Genomic DNA, 19,246 nt, shown 5'->3' on the forward strand with positions numbered 1-19,246 from the left:
TCCCACCGATACTCGTCCCATGACTGCAACCGTGTCCACCCGCGTCCTCTCCGAGGCCCAGGGGACCGCCGGCATGATGATGCCGGCCACGGCCGTCATGCGTTGTCGAATGTGTGCCTGATCGGCACCCGTTCCAGCCGGATCCCCCGCGACACCACCCCCGTCGCGCGAGCGTGATCCCCGGGTGACGACCACGTCGACGACGCGCACCACGTCACGAGGTCTGTCTCCCGTACCCCCGGGTCGGCCCCGGTCCGCAGCAGGACCGCAGAGCCCACGGCACTCGCCGTACCCGGACCGACGCATTCGACACGGCCGCGGCACACCTCGACACCGCAGCCACATCGCCCGGAGAACCGCCATGTCGCTCACCATCGCTCAGCCCCGCACCGCCCTCCGCACCGCCGCACCCGCGCCGACCGACCTCGGCACCGTGACCCCGATCCGTCCGCGTCGCGAGCCCGTCGCGCCGCCCGTCGCCACCGGCGTGCCGACCAGCCCGGTCGTCGCCCCGCAGCGCAACCGTGCCCTGCCCGAGGGCACCGAGGCACGCGGCTTCGCCCTCTACGTCGGCATCGACGAGGCGAAGGCAGCGGTGGCGGGCACGACCCTCGCTGCGGTCGTCGAGCAGCTCAAGGCCCTGACCGCGCAGCTCGTCCCGACCTCGGAGACGTACGCCGCGGTGGCCGTCGCCGCCGAGGGCTCCGGCGGCCGTGACGTCGACGTCGTCCGGCTCGCCCTGCAGGACCGCTCCGCCGTGGCCGCCCGCAAGCAGGCGGAGAAGCCCGAGCCGGAGGAGACCGGGGTCGTCATCGACATCTCCCGGAAGCGCGTCACGCTCGACGGCGAGGCCGCTCCCCTGACGTACAAGGAGTTCGAGCTCCTGCAGTTCCTCGTCCTCCGCGAGGGCCAGACCGTCGACCGCTCGGCGATCATCGACGGCCTGTGGTCGGACGGCGAGGACGAGACCCCGAACGAGCGCACGATCGACGTCCACGTCCGTCGCCTCCGCTCGAAGCTCGGCGCGTTCGAGGAGATCGTCCGCACCGTGCGCGGTGTCGGCTACCGCTTCGACCGCCACGCGGACGTCGCCGTGCGCTACGCATCGACGCCGTCGCCGGACCTCTTCTGATCCTGATCGGTCGTTCTTGGTGAACTCGCAGCGAACGACCGCCGCGTCCGGTAGCGCGTCGTTACCCGTTCGTTATACAGTCGTGCGTGCAGACGGTGTTTGCTGTGGCACCGCCTGTGGAATGTGATTGCAGGACACTCTTGGTGCAAGGGAGAGGGCCGGTCATCCCAGTGATGACCGGCCCTCGTTGCGTCCCGGGGGACACGGCTGCGCGTCAGCAGCATCGCGTGTCCCAGGCCGTCGGTAGTGTGGCATGACCGTACGACCAGAGGGAGCGGGATCGTGAACGAGCCACGCCGCAGCGAGAAGGCGACCGCCGTCGCGGCCTGGGAAGCGCTCTTCCGCGCCCAGGTCACGGTGATGCGCGCGCTCAACGCCGACTTCCCGGGCGGCGAGATCTCGTTCAACGAGTACGACGTCTGCTTCAACCTCTCCACGCAGCCGGGCCGCCGATGCCGGATGCGCGAACTCACCGGTCACCTGCTCCTCACGCAGCCGAGCGTCAGCCGCCTGGTCGACCGGCTCTCCGCGCGCGGCATCGTCGAGAAGCAGCCGGACCCCGCCGACGCCCGCGGCGTGATCGTGGCCCTCACCGCGCACGGCTTCGACGTGTACCGCGCCGTCGCCGTCCAGCACGCGCAGACCATCGCCGACCAGGTCGGTGCCGGCCTCGACGACGCCGAGCTGCGCACGCTCACCGAACTCTGCACGAAGCTCCGGACCGCGGCCGGTGCGGCCTCACCCCGACGTGGCGGGACCCGGGCGGCGTCCGACGTCGACGCGGCAGCGGTGTGACCGGCGCCCTGGTCTGGCTCCGCGACGACCTCCGTCTCGCGGACAACCCGGCACTCCGAGCAGCGATCGACCACGGCGGCGACGTCACGGTCGCGTACGTCCTCGACGAGCAGTCCCCCGGCATCCGCCCGATCGGGGCTGCGGCCCGGTGGTGGCTGCACCACTCGCTCGCCGCGCTCGACGGTGAACTCCGCGAGCGCGGGTCCCGTCTGGTCCTCCGCCGCGGGCCAGCTGCCGAGGCCGTCGACGCGCTCGTGTCCGACACCGGCGCCGACGCGGTGTTCTGGAACCGCCGGTACGGCCGAGCCGAGCGGGACCTCGACGCCGGCATCAAGTCGACGCTCACCGACGGCGGGACCGAGGCGCACAGCTTCGCCGCGAGCCTGCTCTGGGAACCGTGGACCGTCCTCACCGGACAGGGCGAGCCGTACAAGGTGTTCACGCCGTTCTGGCGTGCCGCCCAGGCGATGCCCGAGCCCCGCCACCCGCTGCCCAAGCCGCGTGACCTCCCCGCGGCGCCCCGGGTCGCGAGTGACGACCTCGACGACTGGGACCTGCTGCCGACGCACCCCGACTGGGCCGGCGGCCTCCGGGACGCCTGGGAACCCGGCGAGCAGGGCGCGCACCGGCGGCTCGAACACTTCGTGCACCATGCGCTCGAGGACTACGACCAGCGCGACGAACCCGCGATGGCCGCCACGAGCGACCTCTCCCCGCACCTGCGGTGGGGCGAGGTCAGCCCGTACCAGGTCTGGCACCGCCTGCACGGCCAGCTCGAGCCCGAGCAGCGCAGGAACGCCTCAGCGTTCCTCCGGCAGCTGGCCTGGCGCGAGTTCAACTGGAACGAGTACTTCCACTGCGAGGACATCACCACGGTGAACGTCCGGCGCGAGTTCGACGCCTTCCCCTGGCGGGACGTCCCGGACGCCGAGGTCGACCGCTGGCGCACGGGGACGACCGGGTTCGACCTCGTCGACGCGGGCATGCGGGAGCTCTGGCACTCGGGTGCGATGCACAACCGGGTCCGGCTCGCGACGGCCAGCTTCCTCGTGAAGAACATGCTCGTCGACTGGCGCGTGGGCGAGCAGTGGTTCTGGGACACCCTCGTCGACGCCGACTCCGCCAACAACGCGGCGAACTGGCAGTGGGTCGCCGGCTCCGGGTTCGACGCGGCGCCGTACTTCCGGGTGTTCAACCCGGACCGGCAGCTCGAGCGGTTCGACCCGCACCGCGAGTACGTGCACCGCTGGGTCCCCGCCGACGAAGACCGTCCGGAGCCCATGCTCGATCTCAAGGAGACCCGGCAGCGGGCACTCGACGCGTACGACCGGATGCGCCGGTCGTGAGCGGCACCGATCCGCAGGTGATCGCGGACGTCGACGCGCTGTTCCGCGAACGAGTCGAACGCGGCGTCGCACCGAGCAGCGTCTGGGGCGTGTTCGACCGCACCGGGCTCGTCGCCTCGGGCGGGCACGGCGACCGCGGCGACGGCATCGCTCCCGACGCCGACACCGTGTACCGGATCGCCTCCTGCACGAAGAGCGTGACGGCGGCCACCCTGCTCGCCCTCGTCGCGGACGACCGTGTCCGGCTGGACGCCCCGATCACGGACTTCGTGCCCGCCTTCGCGGACGTCGTGCTGCCCACCGCCGACTCCCCCGTGCCGACGCTGCGCATGCTCCTCACCATGGCCGGCGGCTTCCCGACCGACGATCCGTGGGCCGACCGGCAGGAGTCAATCTCCGACGCCGAGTTCGACGACGTCCTGCGCGCCGGGCTCCTGTTCGACTCGGTCCCGGGCACCCGGTTCGCCTACTCGAACACCGGGTACGCGTTGCTCGGCAGGGCGATCGCCGTCGTGGCCGGCGGTCCCTTCCCCGAGGTCGCGACCGAGCTCGTCCTCGACCCCCTCGGCCTGCGCGACACCGTCTTCCGCGCCGACGACGCCCGCGGTCACGTGGTCACGGGCGTGCGCCCCGCCGCTGACGGGGCGGGCGTCGGCACGTGGGAGCCGCTGCCGATGTCGGGTCCCGGCGCGTTCTCGTCGATCGGCGGGCTCTTCTCGACGGTCACCGACCTGGCCCGCTGGGGTCGGCACCTCGCGTCGGCGTTCACCGAGGCGCCCGAACCCGGACCGGTCTCCCCCGCCGACCGCCGACTCATGCAGCAGGCGATGCGGGTCGTGCCCCGAGCGGTGGTGCCGACCTCGAGCCGCGCGACGGCCTACGGCTTCGGGCTGTTCGTCGAGCAGGACCCGGCGTTCGGCGAGCTCGTCTCGCACTCCGGCGGGTACCCGGGGTTCTCGGCGCACATGCGGTGGTCGGTCCGGGACGGCCTCGGCGTCGTCGCGTTCGAGAACGCCACGCAGGCGAAGGTCTCGGCGGCGGCGGACCGGGCGCTCGACCTCGTGCTGACCGCCCGCGGGACCGCCGCGGCGGTCCGTGCACCCGGCACCGGGCCGACCGTGGACGCGACGCGGGCGGCGCAGGCTGCCGTGACGCGCCTCCTGGCCCTCTGGGACGACGACCTCGCCGATGCGATCTGCACGCCGAACGTGGCGATGGACGTGCCGTACGAACGACGCCGCCGGGCCGTCGCGGAAGCGGTGGCGGCCGTCGGTGCCGACCTCGGGGCGGAACCGTTGGCCGAGGAGTCCCTGGCCCAGTCGCACCTGCGCTGGTGGCTGCCGGGGACGGCCGGTCGTCTGCGGGTCGAGATCCGCTTGGCGCCGCTCGCGGCCGGCCTCGTGCAGACCCTGGTGGTCCGGGCCGAACCCAGCGAGCGCTGACGCCGCGACCAGTGGACCGGGCCGCACCCAGCGAGCGCTGACGCGCGAGCGTCAGACCGGCGGACGCCCGCCCACGAACCCGAGCGCCCGCGCCGCGACCCGCGTGCCCTCGCGCGCAGCCGCCGCGACCCGCACCGGATCGGTCGCCCACGCACGGAGGAACCCCGCCGCGAACGCGTCCCCGGCGCCGAGCGTGTCCACCACCGTCGCAGGCGTGATCGGCACCCGCTGCGGCGTCCGACCACGCCGCCCGAGCAGGACGCCCTCGGTCCCCATGGTCACCACGACCAGGGGCACGCGGTCGGCGAGCGACTCGATCGCCTCCGTGACGGTGGGTGCTCCGGTCAGCGCGAGGGCCTCGTCCTCGCTCGGGAAGAGGGCATCGAGGCCGGAGAGCGCCTCGAGGAACTCCGACGCACCGACCGCACGCACCACCGCGGCGGACGAGGGGTCGAGGGACACCCGGGCGGAACCGGACCGGGCCTGGGCGACGAGTGCCGCGATGCGGTCCGGACCGCCTCCGCCGAGCATCGCCGAGCCGGTCAGGTGCACGATGTCCGCGCGCGCCACGAGGTCGACCGGCAGGTCCTCCGCCGACAGCACCCCGCTCGCTGCGGGATCGGACATCGCGGTCCGACCGTTCCCGTTCCGCACGGACACGACGGCGCCGGTCGCGGTCCGGGCGTCGTAGCGGATGTGCGCGCGGACACCGGCGTCGGCGAGCGATCGCTCGTGCCGGTAGACGTCGTCCACGCCGACCCGCCCCACCAGGTCCACTTCGGCGCCGAGCCAGCCGAGCCAGGTCGCGGTGTTGCCCGCGGCACCGACCGGTCGGTGCCGGATGACCGCGGCCGGGTCGTGCGACCCCATGGACACCGCGGTGGTGTGCACGAGCACGCCGTCGAGGACGTCGCCGACCACGAGGAATCGCTTCCCCGCCCCGCGGCGGCGTCCTGCGACCGCCCGCCCGGCACGGGGTGCCTCGGGGCGCGACGGGGCCACAGGGCGCTCTGGAGGCATGGACATCAGGCCCATCCTACGTGGAATCGAGTAAAACTCCGCTTTGGCTGCTGAAAAAGCTCGCACATGCGATGGATTCCCGGCTGTCACCCGGTGACCTTCAGTAATATACTCTGTGATCGTATGTGAACGGTCGCGTACTGCCCATCACGCCCGCTGGAGACGCCATGCCCCGCAAGCCCGACCCGACACTCAAGCCGGCGATCATCGCGAAGGTGGCCGAGCACCTGCAGGACACCAAGCTCGAGGACGTCTCCGTCCGCAGCCTCGGCCGGGTGCTCGGGACGAGCGCCTACCCGATCGTGTACCACTTCGGCACGCGCGAAGCCCTGATCGACGCCGTGGTGGAACACCTCGCGGAATCCGTCTCCGACGTCACGCTCGACCCCGGCGCCGACGACCTCGGGCTGACCGACTACCTCATCGCGGTGTTCGGCGGGCTCGACGACCCCGAGCGCTCCCTCGCCGCCCGGCTCACCTTCGAGCTCGGATCGGTCGAGTCGCTCGACGGCCGTGATCGCGAGCGCACCTTCCACCGCGCGCAGGTGAGCGCGATCGCCGCCTGGTGCGCCGAACACGGCTACGGCGCGGTGGACGCCGAACGAGCGGCCCGCGGTGCCGTCCTCGCGGCTCGGGGCGTGCAGTGGGGCACGATCGTCGACCGCGAGCGCACGGCGCCCGACGCCGCGCTGCGCGCGATCGCGCACGAGCTGGTCGCCGGGGCCCACGTCCAGTCGGCCTGAGCGGTCGACGCGCACCGACGAACGACGGGAGGCGCGGTGCCAGCCGGCACCGCGCCTCCCGTCGTTCACCGGGTCACGACCGTGACACGCTGCGTCCGTCTCAGAGGGTGACGAAGCTCTGCGACTTCGCGTTCGCGAAGCGCGCGGCGACGTTCTCCCAGTCGACGATGTTCCACACGGCCTTGACGTAGTCCGCCTTGACGTTGAGGTAGTCGAGGTAGAAGGCGTGCTCCCACATGTCGAGCATGAAGATCGGCACGAGACCGAACGGCACGTTGGCCTGCTGGTCGAACAGCTGGAACGTGGTCAGCTTCTGGCCGACGGTGTCCCAGGCGAGGACGGACCAGCCGGAACCCTGGATGCCCGTGGCCACGGCGGTGAACTGGGCCTGGAACTTCTCGAAGGAGCCGAAGAACTCGTCGATCGCCGCGGCGAGCTCGCCCTCGGGGACCTTCGTGTCCGGGCCGAGGTTGGTCCAGAAGATCGAGTGGTTGACGTGGCCACCGAGGTTGAACGCGAGGTCCTTCTCGAGCTTGTTGACGTTCGCCAGATTGCCGGACTCACGGGCCTCGGCGAGCTGCTCGAGCGCGGTGTTCGCACCCGTCACGTAGGTCTGGTGGTGCTTGTCGTGGTGCAGCTGCATGATCTTGCCGCTGATGTGCGGCTCGAGTGCGGCGTAGTCGTACGGCAGCTCCGGCAGGGTGTACTCAGCCATGTGAGTTCCTTTCGATCAGTGGTGTGCGGATGGTGCTCCGCGGCTCACGAGAGCCGGGAACGATCGGTGAGGGAGTGGAATTCCCGGTTGTGGTAGACCAGCGGCTCGCCCCGCTCGAGGCCGACGACGATGTCGAGGACCTCGGCGACGACGACGGTCGACGAGCCGATCGGCGTGGTCGAGAGGGGCCGGCAGCGCAGGGCACTCGCGGCACTCGGCAGGTAGCGGTCACCCGACGGCAGGGTGCCCCAGATCGGGTCGTCGGCCGCGGGGCTGCCGGTGGAGGCGAAGCGACGGGCGAGGGCGACGCCGAGCGAGTCGACGAGGTGCACCACGAAGATCGGGGCGCCGAGCACGACCCCGGCGGACCCGGAGTTCGTGGACAGCGAGAACACGAGCACGGGCGGGTCGATCGCCACGCTCGCGACGCTCGATGCGGTGAGGCCGGTCGGACCGTCGGGGCCTTCGGCGGTGATGACGGCGACACCGGCCGGGTGTCCCCGGAAGGCGGCCTTGTAGGCGTCCGCGATGTTCGCCGGTGCTGCGTCGGGCATGGGAGTCGTGGTCGTTCCTTCGATGGGGAGGGCCGCGGCTCCGCGGCCATGTCCCAACGTATGACCTGAACCATGGTTGAGGTCAACGATTCCCAGGTTCGGTCGATCCCGGGCGTGCCGTGTGACCCCGTGTGACGTCGGGTGCAGCCTCGCGCTACCGGCGCTTGAGCATGACGACGGCACCGGCGGCCGCGACCACCATCAGGAGCGCCGCCACCCCCGCCGTCACCGTGACGCCGGAGTCGAACGCGGCCCGCGCCGACTCGAGCAGCGCCTGCCCCGCCGACCCGCCGAGGGACGACGCCGCCGACACCGCTCCGCCGAGGGTCTCCTGGGCAGCGGTGTGCGCCGACGAGGACAGCCCGTCCGGCACCACGACGTGCGCCCGGTAGGCCGTGGCCAGGATCGTCCCGAGCACCGCGGTCCCCAGCACGGCACCGATCTCGTACGCCGTCTCGGACATCGCCGACGCCGCACCGGCCTTGTCCGCCGGCGCCGTCGAGATGATGAGGTCGTTCGTCACCGTCTCCGAGGCGCCGATCCCGATCCCGAGCAGCACGAACGCGAACGCCAGCGCCACGATCGAGGCGTGGTGCCCGAGGACCGCGACCATCGCGTACGCGGCCGCCGAGAACAGCAGCGACACGGCGACGACCCAGCGCGGAGCGACCCGGGCGACGATCGGCACGACGACGAGCCCCGCCACGATCGTGAGGACCGACCCCGGCACCAGCACCATGCCGGACGCGAAGGGGTCGAGGCCGGCGACGAGCTGCAGGTGCTGTGCGATGAAGAACAGGAACCCGGTCAGCGAGAACATCGCCGCCATGTTCATGAGCACGCTGCCGGTGAACGCCGTGCTCCGGAACAGCCGGAGGTCGAGCATCGGGGTCCGCGAGCGGAGCTGCCGACGGACGAACGCGATGCCGCACAGGACGCCGACGGCGAGCATCGCGATCGCGAAGCCGCGCTCCTCGGGGTGCACGACGGACTTGATCGCCCACGCGATCGGGGCGAGGGCGCCGAGCGACAGGAACATGCTCGGCACATCGACCGGCCCCGGGGTTCGGGTCGCGGGACTCCGGCACGCAGAACGGCACGGCGACGAGCATCACGACGAGGATCGGCACCGCGACGAGGAACACCGCGCCCCAGTGGAAGTGCGCGAGCAGCACGCCACCGACGAGTGGCCCGAGGGCGTTGCCCGCCGCGAACATGGTGGACCAGACGGCGAGCGCCATCCGCCGCTCCCCCGCGTGGACGAAGACGTTGCGGATGATCGAGAGGGTCGCCGGCATGAGCATCGCGCCGAACACGCCCATGACGATCCGTGCGGCGACGAGCATCCAGGCGTCGGTCGCGAAGGCCGCGGCGACGGAGAAGAGCGCGAAGCCGGTGGCACCGACGACGAGGATCCGACGGCGTCCGATGCGGTCACCGATGCTGCCCATCACGACGAGGAGGCCGGCGAGGACGAGCGGGTACGCGTCGACGATCCAGAGCTGCGTGGTGGCGTCCGGGTTCAGCGCGCGCGAGATCGACGGCAGCGCGAAGCTCAGGACGGTGTGTTGTCCACCGAGATGAGGAGGACGGGCAGCATGAGCACCGCGAGGGCGGCGAACCGGCGGGCGCGGCTGCCGGTGGCGGCAGTGGGGATCGGGCTGGTGAGCAGGGCGGACACGGTGACTCCAGGGACTTCGAGCCGGACCAGGTCGACGGCGGAACTGACGAACGGACCGGACGGGACGCGGGGTGTGCACGCATCCCGTCAGGACTTCGTTAGTGTACCGTCTGGACGGTAATGGTTGCAAATGCAACTGATGACGGACGGGAGGCGCGGTGCGGGCCCGCACCGCGCCTCCCGTCCGTCCTCCGGTCGCGCTGTCTCGTGGGCCGCGTCGTCAGGCCGACTCGCGCAGGAGCAGGCGGTGCCGCACCGTGCGCTGCACCGCGTCACCCTGCCGCGGCAGCTCGCCGGCGAGCATGCCGAGGGCGAGGTCGAGCGCCTCACGCGCGACCTCGTCGAGGTCCACCGCCAACGTGGTGAGCGTCGGCGAGACGAGCGAGCCGAGCGGCAGGCCGTCGACGCCGACGACCCGGAGCTCCCGCGGGACGTCGACGCCCGCCCGCCGACAGGCCTGCAGGACACCGAGCGCCATCACGTCGTTGAAGGCGAGGATCGCGTCCTGTCGTCGGCGTCGCCGGAGGATCCGTGTCGTCTCCTCGGCGCCGCACTCCGCCGTGCCGTGCTCCGCGTGCACGAGCTCGGGCAGGTACCCACGCCGCTGGAGGGCGTCCATCATGAGGATGCCGCGGACACTCGTGTGCTCCGGCGAGGAGTTGTCGAGCACGACCGGGTGCCGGACCCCGGTGGCGACGAGGTGGTCGGCGAGGACCTCGATCGCGTCGGCGGGGTCGATCCAGACGGCTGCGGTCGGTGGCTCCGAGTACGGGTCGAGCTCGACCATCGGCACGGTGCCGAGGAGCTCGCGCCACCGGTCGCGACGGGAGCCGAGGTACCCGATGACGACGTCCGTCTGCGACCCGAGCGCCTGCACCATGCGGTCGGCGTCGCTCGCCAGGTCGACGTCGGCGAGCATGACGTTCCAGCCCTGCTCGGCGGCGAGCCGGAAGACGGCCGAGGCGAGCTGCGGCGTGTAGGGGTTGCGCAGGTCGTTCACGACGAGGCCGAGCTGGTGGTCGCCACCCGTGACGAGCCCGCGGCCGAAGCGCGACGGCCGGTAGTCGAGGCGCTCCGCGGCGGCGAGGACCCGTTCCTTCGTCGCCGCGCTGATGCCGGACATGCCGTTCATCGCCCGGGTGACGGTCTGTCGGGACACCCCGGCGGCCGCGGCGACGTCGATGATCGTCGCCCGGCCGCCGGGTGCGGGAACGGGTTCGGTCAGTCGCGGAGGTCCAGCCATGCCACCTGTTCCGGAGTGAGGTCGACGGAGAGGCCGGTCATGGACGACCGGGCTTCCGCGATCGTACGCGGTCCGAAGAGCGGGAACGTCGGGAACGGCTGGTGCAGCACGTAGGCCAGGGCGATCGCCGTCGCGGGGACGCCGAACCGCTCGCCGAGCTCCGACGCACGGCGCAGCCGCTCGAAGTTCTCGTCGCTGTAGTAGCAGCGCACGAGTTCGGCGTCGCTCGTGTCCTCCGGCTTGGCCCGGCTGGTGAAGAACCCACGCGCCTGCGAGGACCAGGGCAGCAGGGGCACCTGGCGCTCCTCGAGCCACTGCTTCGACGCCGCGTCGGTGGCGTGCTCGCAGCCGGCCCACGGCACGTCGTACGCCTCGGCCAGGCCGAAGTGGTTGCTCAGCACCTCGAACTCGTGCTTGCCGTTCGCGCGGGCGTAGGCGTTCGCCTCGTCGAACCGGGCAGGGGTCCAGTTCGATCCGCCGTACACGCGGATGCGGCCGGCACGACGGTGTTCGTCGAGGACGTCGACGAACTCCCCCACCGGGATGTCCGTGTTGTCGCGGTGCATCATGTAGATGTCCGCGTAGTCGGTGCCCTGTCGCTCGAGGCTCTCGAGCAACTGCCGGGTGAGGGACTCCGGGTCGCAGTACGGCGTGTGCGCGCCCTTGGTGATCACGACCACGTCCTCGCGGACGCCGCGGTTCTGGATCCACTTGCCGAGCCGGCCCTCGAGCACGCCCCCGCCGTAGATGTAGCCGGTGTCGAACACGTTGCCGCCCTGCTCCACGAACAGGTCGAAGATCGCGCTCGCGTGCGCCAGGTCGGGCTGGTTGTCGACACCCATCACCAGTCGGGACATGCGCTTGCCGACACCCGCGACCTCGCCGTAGCGCATCGGGTTGTCGGCACGGTCCGGCTCGTGCGCGGCGACCGTGAGGGGTCGGCCGCTGACGGTCGGGATGTCGGCGGTCTCGGCCTCGAACGGGAAGCGCAGACCGATCGCGGCACGCCACTTGTCGAGCGTCCGGGCGGTGGCGAGCGACTCGTCGAGGGTGAACTCGGGGGCGTCGACACGACCGGCCGCGAGGGCCGCCGTGGTGGCGTCGGCCTCGAGGGCGTAGGGGTGCGCGCCGGCGAAGGACAGCGTGCGCGCGTCCTCGTCGACCGTGCTGATCTCGATCGTGGGGTCGTCGCCGAGGGTCCACGGGTCGGTGAGCGTGATCTTGCCCGTGGTGCCGTGGACGACCACGGCGTTGTCGTCCTGCACGCGGACGCCGGTCCGGAGGTTCGCGGTGATCCCGCCGGTGTAGCTGAGCTGTGCCACCGTCCACTCGTCGACGCCGGTCGGGCCGACGGTCCCGGTGGCGGTGAGCTCGGTGGGCTCGGCGACGGCCACGCCGGTCGCGGCCTGCACGATCGCGGCCGTCATGGTCACCGGGTAGCCGCCCACGTCGAGGATCCCGCCGCCGGCCGTGTCGACGTCGAAGAGCCGGCCGGACCGGCTGCCCGCCCGGAACGCGAACGAGGCGTCGACGTGCGTGACGGTACCGATCGCACCCTGCCGGACGAGGTCGAGCAGGGCCGCGGTCTGCGGGTGGAAGCGGTACATGTACGCCTCGACGAGGGGCAGACCGGCCTGGCGTGCGGCATCGGCGAGCACCATGGACGTGCCGTGGTTCGGCGAGAGCGGCTTCTCGCAGAGGACCGCCTTGCCCGCCGCGAGCGCCGCGAGGACGAGCGCCGCGTGCCCGGTGTGGACCGTCGAGACGTAGACGGCGTCGACGCGCGGGTCGGCGAGTACCTCGTCGTAGGTGGCCGCGGCGACGTCGGCGAACCCGTGCTCGGCAGCCTCGGCAGCGAACGCTCCCGCTCGCTCCGCCGACGAGCTGCCGGCCGCGACGAGGGTGGCCCCGACGCCGCTCGAGGGCAGCTGGGAGAGGAAGCGGCGGGCGATCCCACCGGGGCCGAGGACGGCCCAACCGGGGGTGTCGTGCCCCGTCGAGGAGGTGCTGCTGGCGGTGGTCGCGGTCTGCGCTGACATGCGGATCCCTATCGTGTCGTGAACCTTCACGGTCCCGACGACCGTACCCGCCAGTCTCCGCACCTGCAACGATGCGGATGCTTGACACGGCGTGTCGGCCGGGGCATGCTCTGACCACTTCGTGAGCGTTCACGGTCGAGCGCTCAACGGTTCCGCATCTCAACGACGAGAGCAGGCACTCCAGTGACAGCAGCAACGCACAGTCTCAGCCGGCGGGGGTTCCTCGCCGGCGCAGGCGCCCTCGGCGCACTCGCCACCACGGCCCTCCTCGCAGGGTGTTCCACCGGCACCGCGATCTCCAAGGACCCGGACGAACTCGTCCTCTGGTACTGGAACCGGTCCCTCGACCCGAAGTTCCTGAAGCAGGCGGCCGGGGGCATCAGCGGCCACGAACCGATGCGGCTGCGGCCGGACCTCATCGGCGGGGCGTCGTACGACACCAAGTTCCGGACCGCACTCGCCGGGAACGCGTTCATCCCCGACGTCCTCATGGTGAACTCGAACTGCTGGCTCTACTTCCCCGACGAGGACCTCTTCACCGACTTCGATCCCTCCGCCACCGAGAAGTCCGCCTACTACGACTGGAAGCTCTCGCTCGGCCGGACCCCGTCCGGGCGGCAGTGCTTCTGGCCCGTCGACACCGGCCCCACCGGCTTCTTCTACAACCAGGACGTCCTGCAGAAGGCCGACCTCCCCACCGACCCGGACGAGGTGAGCGCGGCGATCCAGACCTGGGCGGACTTCCGGACCTTCGGCAAGCAGATCAAGCAGAAGACCGGTGCCGCGACGATCATCACCGCGACGCAGCTCTTCAACCAGTTCGTCTCCGCGAGCCCCACGCGGTACTTCGACCGTGACGACCAGCCGCTCTACCACGACGACGACAGCTCGATCCGCAAGGCCTGGGAGAACGCGGTCGAGTCGATCCACGCCGGGATCACCGGCAACCTGCAGTCCGGGACCGACCAGAACGCCGGGTGGGTCGCGGGTCGGGTCGCCGGGCAGATCGAGGGCGCGTGGTGGACGCAGATCATCCACGACACGGCTCCGGACCTGTCCGGGAAGTGGCGGATCGCCCGGCAGCCCGAGCGACCGGGCAACAGCGGCGGCTCGTTCCTGGCCGTGCCCAAGACGTCGAAGAACCCCGAAGCCGCGGTGGCGTTCGCCAAGTGGATCACCGGCGCGGACGTGCAGTCCCACACCTACAACGACATCCAGCTCTTCCCGTCGACACCCGCGTCGTTCGAGAACGGCATCATGCGCAACCCCGGCGACTTCTTCGGGGACCAGAACCCGCTCGACTTCTTCAGCAAGGCCGCACCGGAGGTCCCCGTGACGTACATCTCGAACTCGGAGCGGTTCATCGGCGCGTTCGCGACCGAGATCACGAACGTGGAGTCCGGCGGCAAGGACCCGGAGCGCGCCTGGCAGGACGCCATCGACCAGACCGACCGCGTCCTGGCGAAGCGCGGGGTGTCGGCATGAGCGCGCCGGTCCGCGAGAAGACCGCCACCACCGCGAACCCCGTCGTCGGGGGCGCCCCCACGGCCTCGATCTCCACCGCGGCGACCGGGCACCGCTTCAGCCTGCGCCGGTTCTGGCCGCAGTACGTGGCGATCGCGCCGTTCTACGTGCTGTTCCTCGTGTTCGGGCTGTTCCCGATCGTCTTCTCGATCGTGCTGTCGTTCACCGACTGGGACGGTGTCGGCTCCCCCGCGTTCGTCGGTCTCGCGCAGTACCAGTACCTGCTGACCGACCCGCGGTTCTGGAACGCCGTCTCGAACACCTTCATCATCTGGATCATCTCGACCGTCCCGATGCTGTTCCTCGCCCTCGTGCTCGCGTTCCTGCTGCACGGCAACATCCGGGCGAAGGGCTTCTACCGGGTCGCGTTCTTCATCCCGAACGTAACGAGCATGGTCGCGATGGCCATCGTGTTCGGCTCGGTGTTCTCGGACGGGTTCGGGCTCGTCAACGCCGCGCTCCGAGCCGTCGGTGCCGACCCGGTCGGCTGGCTCTCGTCGTACTGGGGCATCAAGGTCACGATCGCGGTCATGGTCATCTGGCGCTGGACCGGGTACAACGCGATCATCTACCTCGCCGGCCTGCAGTCGATCTCGACCGAGCTGTACGACGCGGCGAAGGTGGACGGTGCGAACACCTGGCAGATCTTCACGCGGATCACGATCCCGATGCTGCGGCCGGTCATCCTGTTCACCGTCATCACGTCGACCATCGGTGGCCTCGGGCTCTTCACCGAGCCGCAGATCCTGTTCAACGGGCAGGCGGTCGGTGGCCCCGACGAGGCCGGCATGACGATCGTGCTCTACCAGTACGACCAGGCGTTCAACCAGTTCGACTTCGGGTACGGCTCGGCGATCGCCTGGGTGCTGTTCTTCTTCTCCGTGGTCTTCGCGATCATCAACTGGCGACTGCTCAGCGAGCGCGACGGGCTCAAGACCCCACGGCGACTGCGCACCCCGCGCACCGTCACGACCAGCGCGAAGGGACCCCGCGCATGAGCGCCGACACCGCACCCCGCACCACGAACACCGCCGCCGCACTCGGCCGGCCGAACGCCGTCACCGACCGGCCCGACGACCACCGCCGGGGGTTCAGGCACGGCTGGGTCGGACGGCTCGTCACGCACCTGTGCCTCATCGTCGGCGTCGTGCTGTCGATCTTCCCGTTCTACTGGCTGCTCGTCATGTCGACGTCGTCCAACGCGCAGATCTTCGGCTACCCGCCGTCGCTGTGGTTCAGCGACCACACCATGCAGAACCTCGCCACGGTGTTCAGCAGCGTCGACATGCTGCGGGCGCTCGGCAACACCGTCATCGTCGCCGGCGGCACCGCGGTCCTGGTCATGCTGTTCGACTCGCTGGCCGCGTTCGCCTTCGCCAAGTACGAGTTCCCGTTCAAGCGCTCGCTGTTCACCGTCATGCTGGCGACGTTCCTCGTCCCCGGCAGCCTGTCGCTCGTGCCGAGCTTCGTGCTCATGGCGCACCTCGGGTGGATCGGTGGACTCCAGGCGCTCATCGTCCCCGGGGCGGCGAACGCGTTCGGCATCTTCCTCCTGCGGCAGTTCGCCACCGGGTCGATCCCGAACGAGGTCATCGACTCCGCGCGCGTGGACGGCGCCGGGTTCTTCCGCACCTGGTGGTCGATCGCGGTCCCGATGCTCCGCGGAGGCCTCGCGTTCCTCGGCATCTTCACCTTCATCACGGCGTGGAACGACTACGTGTGGCCGTTGATCGTGCTGATCGACCCGAAGGGGCAGACGCTCCAGGTGGCACTCGCCTCGCTCAGCTCGGTGAACGCGACCGACCTCGGCTCGGTGATGGCCGGTGCCGTGATCAGCGTGTTCCCGCTCATCGGGGTGTTCATCATCGGCTCGAGGCACTTCATCGCGAACATCGCGGCGGGAGCGCTGAAGGGCTGACCGGACCCGCAGGCGCCGTGGAGGATGGCCCACGGCGCCTGCGCTGCGCCTGCGCTGCGCCCGCCGTGTCGTCGGCACCGCGCCTCCTCCGCGCCTGCGCTGCGCCCGCCGGACGCGGCACGCCCGCGTCGCATGGCAGACTTCCGGCATGGCAAGCGCCCGCGATCGTGTCCTGGACAGCTTCGTCGCCATCGTGTGCGAGGAAGGAGAGCGTCCGGCGACCCTCGACGCCGTGGCCGCTCGGGCCGGGGTGTCCAAGGGCGGACTGCTCTACCACTTCGGCTCGAAGGCCGCCCTGGTCGAGGGCCTCTGCGAACGCCTGTCCGACCTCTCCGCCATCGACGTCGAGCGCATGCGTGACGCCGAGGACGGCGCCGCCCGCTACTTCGTGCGGAACTGCCAGTTCGTGGGCAGCGAGCTCGACCTCGCCCTCCTCGCCGCGAGCCGACTGCAGCAGGCCGGCTACGAAGAGGCGGGCCGCACCCTCGACGAGACCGAGAACGCCTGGCTGGCCACGCTCGTCGACTCGCTCGGGGACGTCCCCACGGCGCAGGCGATCAAGCTCATGGGCGACGGGCTGTACCACGCGGCGTCCCTCGGCGCCGCCAGCGAGGTCCGACCGGACCGCGCCTCGGTCGACATGGAGCCGCTCCTCGCCGTGGTCGACCGGCTGATCGCCACCCGCCCCGGAGCGTGAACCGAGTTCGTCGCTCCTGGGGATACACTGGGTCCGATCCACCCGCCTGATTCCGGAGGTACCACTGTGGGCCGCGTCATCGCCGCTGTTTTCTCGATCCTGCTGCTGCTGGTTTCGATGTACCTGTTCGGCTTCGCGTTCCAGGTGAGCTCGGGTCAGGCGTTCATCTTCATGGGCGGTCTCGTGCTCATGTGCCTCTCCTTCTTCCTGCCGATCCACGTGTTCGGCAAGCGGTAGTCAGCACCACCGCACACGAACGGCCCCGCACCTGAAGAGGTGCGGGGCCGTTCGCACAACGGAAGTCACCCCGCACCACGTGATCGCGTGGCGCGGGGTGACTTCGGTTGTGCGAGCGCAGCAGCGACGCGCGGACGCGCTGACGCGCGGCGGGCCAGGAGGCGCGGGTCGCCTACGCGAGCACGCGCAGCCGGCGCAGGGTCACCACGGTCGACACGGCGGCGTGCACGGCCTCGGCCCCCTTGTCCTCCTTCGAACCGGGCAGCCCGGCACGGTCGAGGCCCTGCTGCTCGTCGTCCAGGGTGAGCACGCCGAAGCCGACGGGCTTGCCGGCGTCGATCGCGACCCGGGTGAGGCCGCTCGTCGCCGCGTCCGAGACGTACTCGAAGTGCGGGGTCCCACCGCGGATGATCACGCCGAGGGCGACCGCCGCGTCGAACCCGGCCTCGAGCGCGGCCTTCGCGACCACGGGCAGCTCGAAGCTCCCGGGGACAGGGATGACCTCCGCCATGGCACCGAGTCGCTCGACCTCGCGCTGCGCCCCGGCGAGGAGGCCCCCGGCGATCTCGTCGTGCCACTGCCCGGCGACGATCGCCACCCGGATGCCGCTGCCGTCGACGTGGTCGCGGTCCGCCGCGCCTGCTCCGCTCATCGTGCCGTTCCTTCCGTGGGCGCGGACTCCGCCGCTGCCCGGTCTGCCGCGTCGAGCCACTCGGCGAGCGCGGCGATGGTGATGACGGGCACGCCGGCGCGTGCCCCGAGTCCGAGGAGTCCCGGCAGACGCATCATGCCGCCGTCCTCGTCGACGATCTCGCAGATCGCCGCGGCGGGCCGGAGCCCTGCGGCGGTGACCAGGTCGATCGCGGCTTCGGTGTGGCCCGCACGCTCGCGGACCCCGCCCGGACGGGCCCGCAGGGGCACGACGTGTCCGGGCCGGTGCAGGTCGTCGCGCACGGACGCCGGGTCGGCGAGGACCCGCAACGTGTGCGCTCGGTCGTGGGCGCTGATGCCGGTGGTGACCCCGACGGCGGCGTCCACGGTCACGGTGTAGGCCGTCCCGCGGACGTCCTCGTTGTGGGCGACCATCGGCGGGAGGTCGAGTGCGTCGGCGATCTCGACGCTCACCGGTGCGCAGATGAACCCCGACGAGTGCGCCACGGTCCAGGCGATCCACTCGGGGGTGGCGAGTTCGGCGGAAAGGATGACGTCGCCCTCGTTCTCGCGGTCCTCGTCGTCGGCGACGATCACCGGGCGGCCGGCGGCGATGGCGGCGATGGCCTCGTCGACGCTCGACAGCCCGAGCGATCCCGGGCCGACCACACCGGACCCGGCGACCGCACCGGACGCAGCAACCACACCGGAGGCACCCGCCTGCGCGGCGGGACGTGCCCCGGCGACCATCACCGTTCCTCCTGGCCGAGCGTGGCACCCTCGAGCGGACGCGCATCGCCCTCGAGCGGACGCGCATCGCCCTCGAGCGGCCGCACCGCGGCGTCGAGGCGCAGCATCCGCCGGACGTGCCGGGCCAGGACGTCGGTCTCGATGTTCACCCGGTCCCCCGGCACGCGGGCGCCGAGCGTGGTGGCCTCGAGCGTCTCGGGGATGAGGCTCACCTCGAACCAGGCGTCCGCGGCGGGGGTGTCCTCGGAGGACACGGCGCTGACCGTCAGCGAGACGCCGTCGATCGCGATCGAGCCCTTGTCGACGACCAGGGGGCTGAGGTCCGGCGCGAGCGAGAACCGGACGCGCCGCCAGCCGTCGCCGTCCGCGGTCTCGAGCACGGTGGCGGTGCCGTCGACGTGGCCCTGGACGATGTGCCCGCCGAGCCGGTCGCCGACCGAGGCCGCGCGTTCGAGGTTGAGCCGGTCGCCGACCGCGAGCGACCCGTGCGCGCTCATGTCGAGCGTCTGCTTCATGACGAAGGCCGTGAAGGTCTCCGGGGTCTGCTCGACGACGGTCAGGCAGACGCCGCTCGTCGCGATGGAGTCGCCGTGCCGGGCGTCCTGCACGACGACGGGCCCGCGGACGGTGAGCGCGACGGAGTCGCCGTGCTGCTCGACGGCGGTGACGGTGCCGAGTTCCTCGATGATGCCGGTGAACACTGGTGTCCTCTCAACGGGACTCCGGGGGCGTTCGACGATCGTCGGCATCGACGGACGG

At 71.3% G+C, this 19,246-nt stretch carries 18 protein-coding genes and 1 pseudogene; 10 read left to right on the forward strand and 9 right to left on the reverse strand.

The window, feature by feature from the left end; all coding sequences use genetic code 11:
* Positions 1-361 precede the first annotated feature (361 nt).
* The 4 genes from QE359_RS17060 (at position 362) to QE359_RS17075 (ending at position 4,715) form a co-directional block, all read left to right on the forward strand.
* Positions 362-1,132 carry a winged helix-turn-helix domain-containing protein gene (locus QE359_RS17060; RefSeq protein ID WP_309780049.1) on the forward strand — a complete coding sequence of 257 codons (771 nt, stop codon included), beginning with the start codon at positions 362-364 and terminating at the stop codon, positions 1,130-1,132.
* A gap of 282 nt (positions 1,133-1,414) precedes the next feature.
* Positions 1,415-1,927, forward strand: a complete 513-nt coding sequence (locus QE359_RS17065) for a MarR family winged helix-turn-helix transcriptional regulator (protein ID WP_309780050.1) — start codon at positions 1,415-1,417, stop codon at positions 1,925-1,927.
* A complete protein-coding gene (locus tag QE359_RS17070; protein ID WP_309780051.1) occupies positions 1,924-3,273 on the forward strand; it encodes a deoxyribodipyrimidine photo-lyase in 1,350 nt (449 codons plus the stop codon). Before QE359_RS17065 ends, QE359_RS17070 begins: the two co-directional genes overlap by 4 nt.
* The gene (locus tag QE359_RS17075; RefSeq protein WP_309780052.1) at positions 3,270-4,715 is read left to right on the forward strand and encodes a serine hydrolase domain-containing protein; all 1,446 of its coding nucleotides are present in this window, start codon (positions 3,270-3,272) and stop codon (positions 4,713-4,715) included. Before QE359_RS17070 ends, QE359_RS17075 begins: the two co-directional genes overlap by 4 nt.
* 51 nt (positions 4,716-4,766) lie before the next feature.
* On the opposite strand, the gene QE359_RS17080 is transcribed toward QE359_RS17075, so the two are convergent.
* Complete coding sequence (locus QE359_RS17080; RefSeq protein WP_309780053.1) at positions 4,767-5,741, reverse strand: PfkB family carbohydrate kinase; 975 nt, start codon at positions 5,739-5,741, stop codon at positions 4,767-4,769.
* 161 nt (positions 5,742-5,902) lie between these two features.
* Here QE359_RS17080 and QE359_RS17085 point away from each other — a divergent pair, with 161 nt between their 5' ends.
* Positions 5,903-6,478, forward strand: a complete 576-nt coding sequence (locus QE359_RS17085) for a TetR/AcrR family transcriptional regulator (RefSeq protein ID WP_309780054.1) — start codon at positions 5,903-5,905, stop codon at positions 6,476-6,478.
* Between the two features lie 100 nt (positions 6,479-6,578).
* Here the strand turns inward: QE359_RS17085 and QE359_RS17090 are convergent, their stop codons facing one another.
* The 5 genes and pseudogenes from QE359_RS17090 to QE359_RS17110 form a co-directional block, all read right to left on the reverse strand.
* A complete protein-coding gene (locus tag QE359_RS17090) occupies positions 6,579-7,193 on the reverse strand; it encodes a superoxide dismutase (RefSeq protein ID WP_070418340.1) in 615 nt (204 codons plus the stop codon).
* 44 nt (positions 7,194-7,237) lie between these two features.
* Positions 7,238-7,747, reverse strand: a complete 510-nt coding sequence (locus tag QE359_RS17095; protein WP_070418339.1) for a flavin reductase family protein — start codon at positions 7,745-7,747, stop codon at positions 7,238-7,240.
* Positions 7,748-7,901: 154 nt separating this feature from the next.
* A pseudogene (locus tag QE359_RS17100) lies at positions 7,902-9,428 on the reverse strand (MFS transporter).
* Between the two features lie 220 nt (positions 9,429-9,648).
* Positions 9,649-10,671, reverse strand: a complete 1,023-nt coding sequence (locus tag QE359_RS17105; RefSeq protein ID WP_071296384.1) for a LacI family DNA-binding transcriptional regulator — start codon at positions 10,669-10,671, stop codon at positions 9,649-9,651.
* Entirely contained in the window at positions 10,650-12,710 is a 2,061-nt protein-coding gene (locus QE359_RS17110) for an aldo/keto reductase (protein ID WP_309780055.1), read from the reverse strand. Before QE359_RS17110 ends, QE359_RS17105 begins: the two co-directional genes overlap by 22 nt.
* A 183-nt stretch (positions 12,711-12,893) precedes the next feature.
* Between QE359_RS17110 and QE359_RS17115 the strand changes: the two genes are divergently transcribed.
* The 5 genes from QE359_RS17115 to QE359_RS17135 all read left to right on the forward strand — a co-directional run bounded on the left by QE359_RS17115 (position 12,894) and on the right by QE359_RS17135 (position 17,086).
* Positions 12,894-14,195: an extracellular solute-binding protein gene (locus tag QE359_RS17115; RefSeq protein WP_070418335.1), complete on the forward strand. Its 1,302-nt coding sequence runs from the start codon at positions 12,894-12,896 to the stop codon at positions 14,193-14,195.
* A complete protein-coding gene (locus QE359_RS17120; protein ID WP_309780056.1) occupies positions 14,192-15,232 on the forward strand; it encodes a sugar ABC transporter permease in 1,041 nt (346 codons plus the stop codon). The genes QE359_RS17115 and QE359_RS17120 overlap by 4 nt, the downstream gene beginning before the upstream one ends.
* On the forward strand, positions 15,229-16,152 hold the full coding sequence (locus QE359_RS17125) for a carbohydrate ABC transporter permease (RefSeq protein WP_309780057.1): 924 nt from the start codon (positions 15,229-15,231) through the stop codon (positions 16,150-16,152). Before QE359_RS17120 ends, QE359_RS17125 begins: the two co-directional genes overlap by 4 nt.
* A 148-nt stretch (positions 16,153-16,300) precedes the next feature.
* Positions 16,301-16,849, forward strand: coding sequence for a TetR/AcrR family transcriptional regulator (locus tag QE359_RS17130; RefSeq protein WP_070418334.1), 549 nt, complete (start codon positions 16,301-16,303; stop codon positions 16,847-16,849).
* A 66-nt stretch (positions 16,850-16,915) separates the two neighbouring features.
* Positions 16,916-17,086 (forward strand): hypothetical protein, encoded by a 171-nt coding sequence (locus tag QE359_RS17135; protein ID WP_156794867.1) that lies wholly within the window; start codon positions 16,916-16,918, stop codon positions 17,084-17,086.
* A 172-nt stretch (positions 17,087-17,258) separates the two neighbouring features.
* On the opposite strand, the gene ribH is transcribed toward QE359_RS17135, so the two are convergent.
* Genes ribH through QE359_RS17150 form a run of 3 tightly spaced genes read right to left on the reverse strand, consistent with a single transcriptional unit; the run spans position 17,259 to position 19,188 of the window.
* Complete coding sequence (gene ribH / locus QE359_RS17140; RefSeq protein ID WP_309780059.1) at positions 17,259-17,738, reverse strand: 6,7-dimethyl-8-ribityllumazine synthase; 480 nt, start codon at positions 17,736-17,738, stop codon at positions 17,259-17,261.
* Positions 17,735-18,487, reverse strand: a complete 753-nt coding sequence (gene ribB, locus QE359_RS17145; protein ID WP_309780060.1) for a 3,4-dihydroxy-2-butanone-4-phosphate synthase — start codon at positions 18,485-18,487, stop codon at positions 17,735-17,737. Before ribB ends, ribH begins: the two co-directional genes overlap by 4 nt.
* On the reverse strand, positions 18,487-19,188 hold the full coding sequence (locus QE359_RS17150) for a riboflavin synthase (protein ID WP_309780061.1): 702 nt from the start codon (positions 19,186-19,188) through the stop codon (positions 18,487-18,489). The genes ribB and QE359_RS17150 overlap by 1 nt, the downstream gene beginning before the upstream one ends.
* Positions 19,189-19,246 lie beyond the last annotated feature (58 nt).

It is taken from the genome of Curtobacterium sp. SORGH_AS_0776 (assembly GCF_031453355.1).
Taxonomy (GTDB): Bacteria; Actinomycetota; Actinomycetes; order Actinomycetales; family Microbacteriaceae; genus Curtobacterium.

Bases quoted from the DNA above. Each gene is read 5' to 3' on its own strand.
- QE359_RS17060 (WP_309780049.1), top strand. From the start codon at position 362: ATGTCGCTCACCATCGCTCAGCCCCGCACCGCCCTCCGCACCGCCGCA.
- QE359_RS17080 (WP_309780053.1), bottom strand. From the start codon at position 5,741: ATGTCCATGCCTCCAGAGCGCCCTGTGGCCCCGTCGCGCCCCGAGGCA.
- QE359_RS17085 (WP_309780054.1), top strand. From the start codon at position 5,903: ATGCCCCGCAAGCCCGACCCGACACTCAAGCCGGCGATCATCGCGAAG.
- QE359_RS17090 (WP_070418340.1), bottom strand. From the start codon at position 7,193: ATGGCTGAGTACACCCTGCCGGAGCTGCCGTACGACTACGCCGCACTC.
- QE359_RS17095 (WP_070418339.1), bottom strand. From the start codon at position 7,747: ATGCCCGACGCAGCACCGGCGAACATCGCGGACGCCTACAAGGCCGCC.
- QE359_RS17105 (WP_071296384.1), bottom strand. From the start codon at position 10,671: ATGGCTGGACCTCCGCGACTGACCGAACCCGTTCCCGCACCCGGCGGC.
- QE359_RS17110 (WP_309780055.1), bottom strand. From the start codon at position 12,710: ATGTCAGCGCAGACCGCGACCACCGCCAGCAGCACCTCCTCGACGGGG.
- QE359_RS17120 (WP_309780056.1), top strand. From the start codon at position 14,192: ATGAGCGCGCCGGTCCGCGAGAAGACCGCCACCACCGCGAACCCCGTC.
- QE359_RS17125 (WP_309780057.1), top strand. From the start codon at position 15,229: ATGAGCGCCGACACCGCACCCCGCACCACGAACACCGCCGCCGCACTC.
- QE359_RS17130 (WP_070418334.1), top strand. From the start codon at position 16,301: ATGGCAAGCGCCCGCGATCGTGTCCTGGACAGCTTCGTCGCCATCGTG.
- ribH (WP_309780059.1), bottom strand. From the start codon at position 17,738: ATGAGCGGAGCAGGCGCGGCGGACCGCGACCACGTCGACGGCAGCGGC.
- ribB (WP_309780060.1), bottom strand. From the start codon at position 18,487: ATGGTCGCCGGGGCACGTCCCGCCGCGCAGGCGGGTGCCTCCGGTGTG.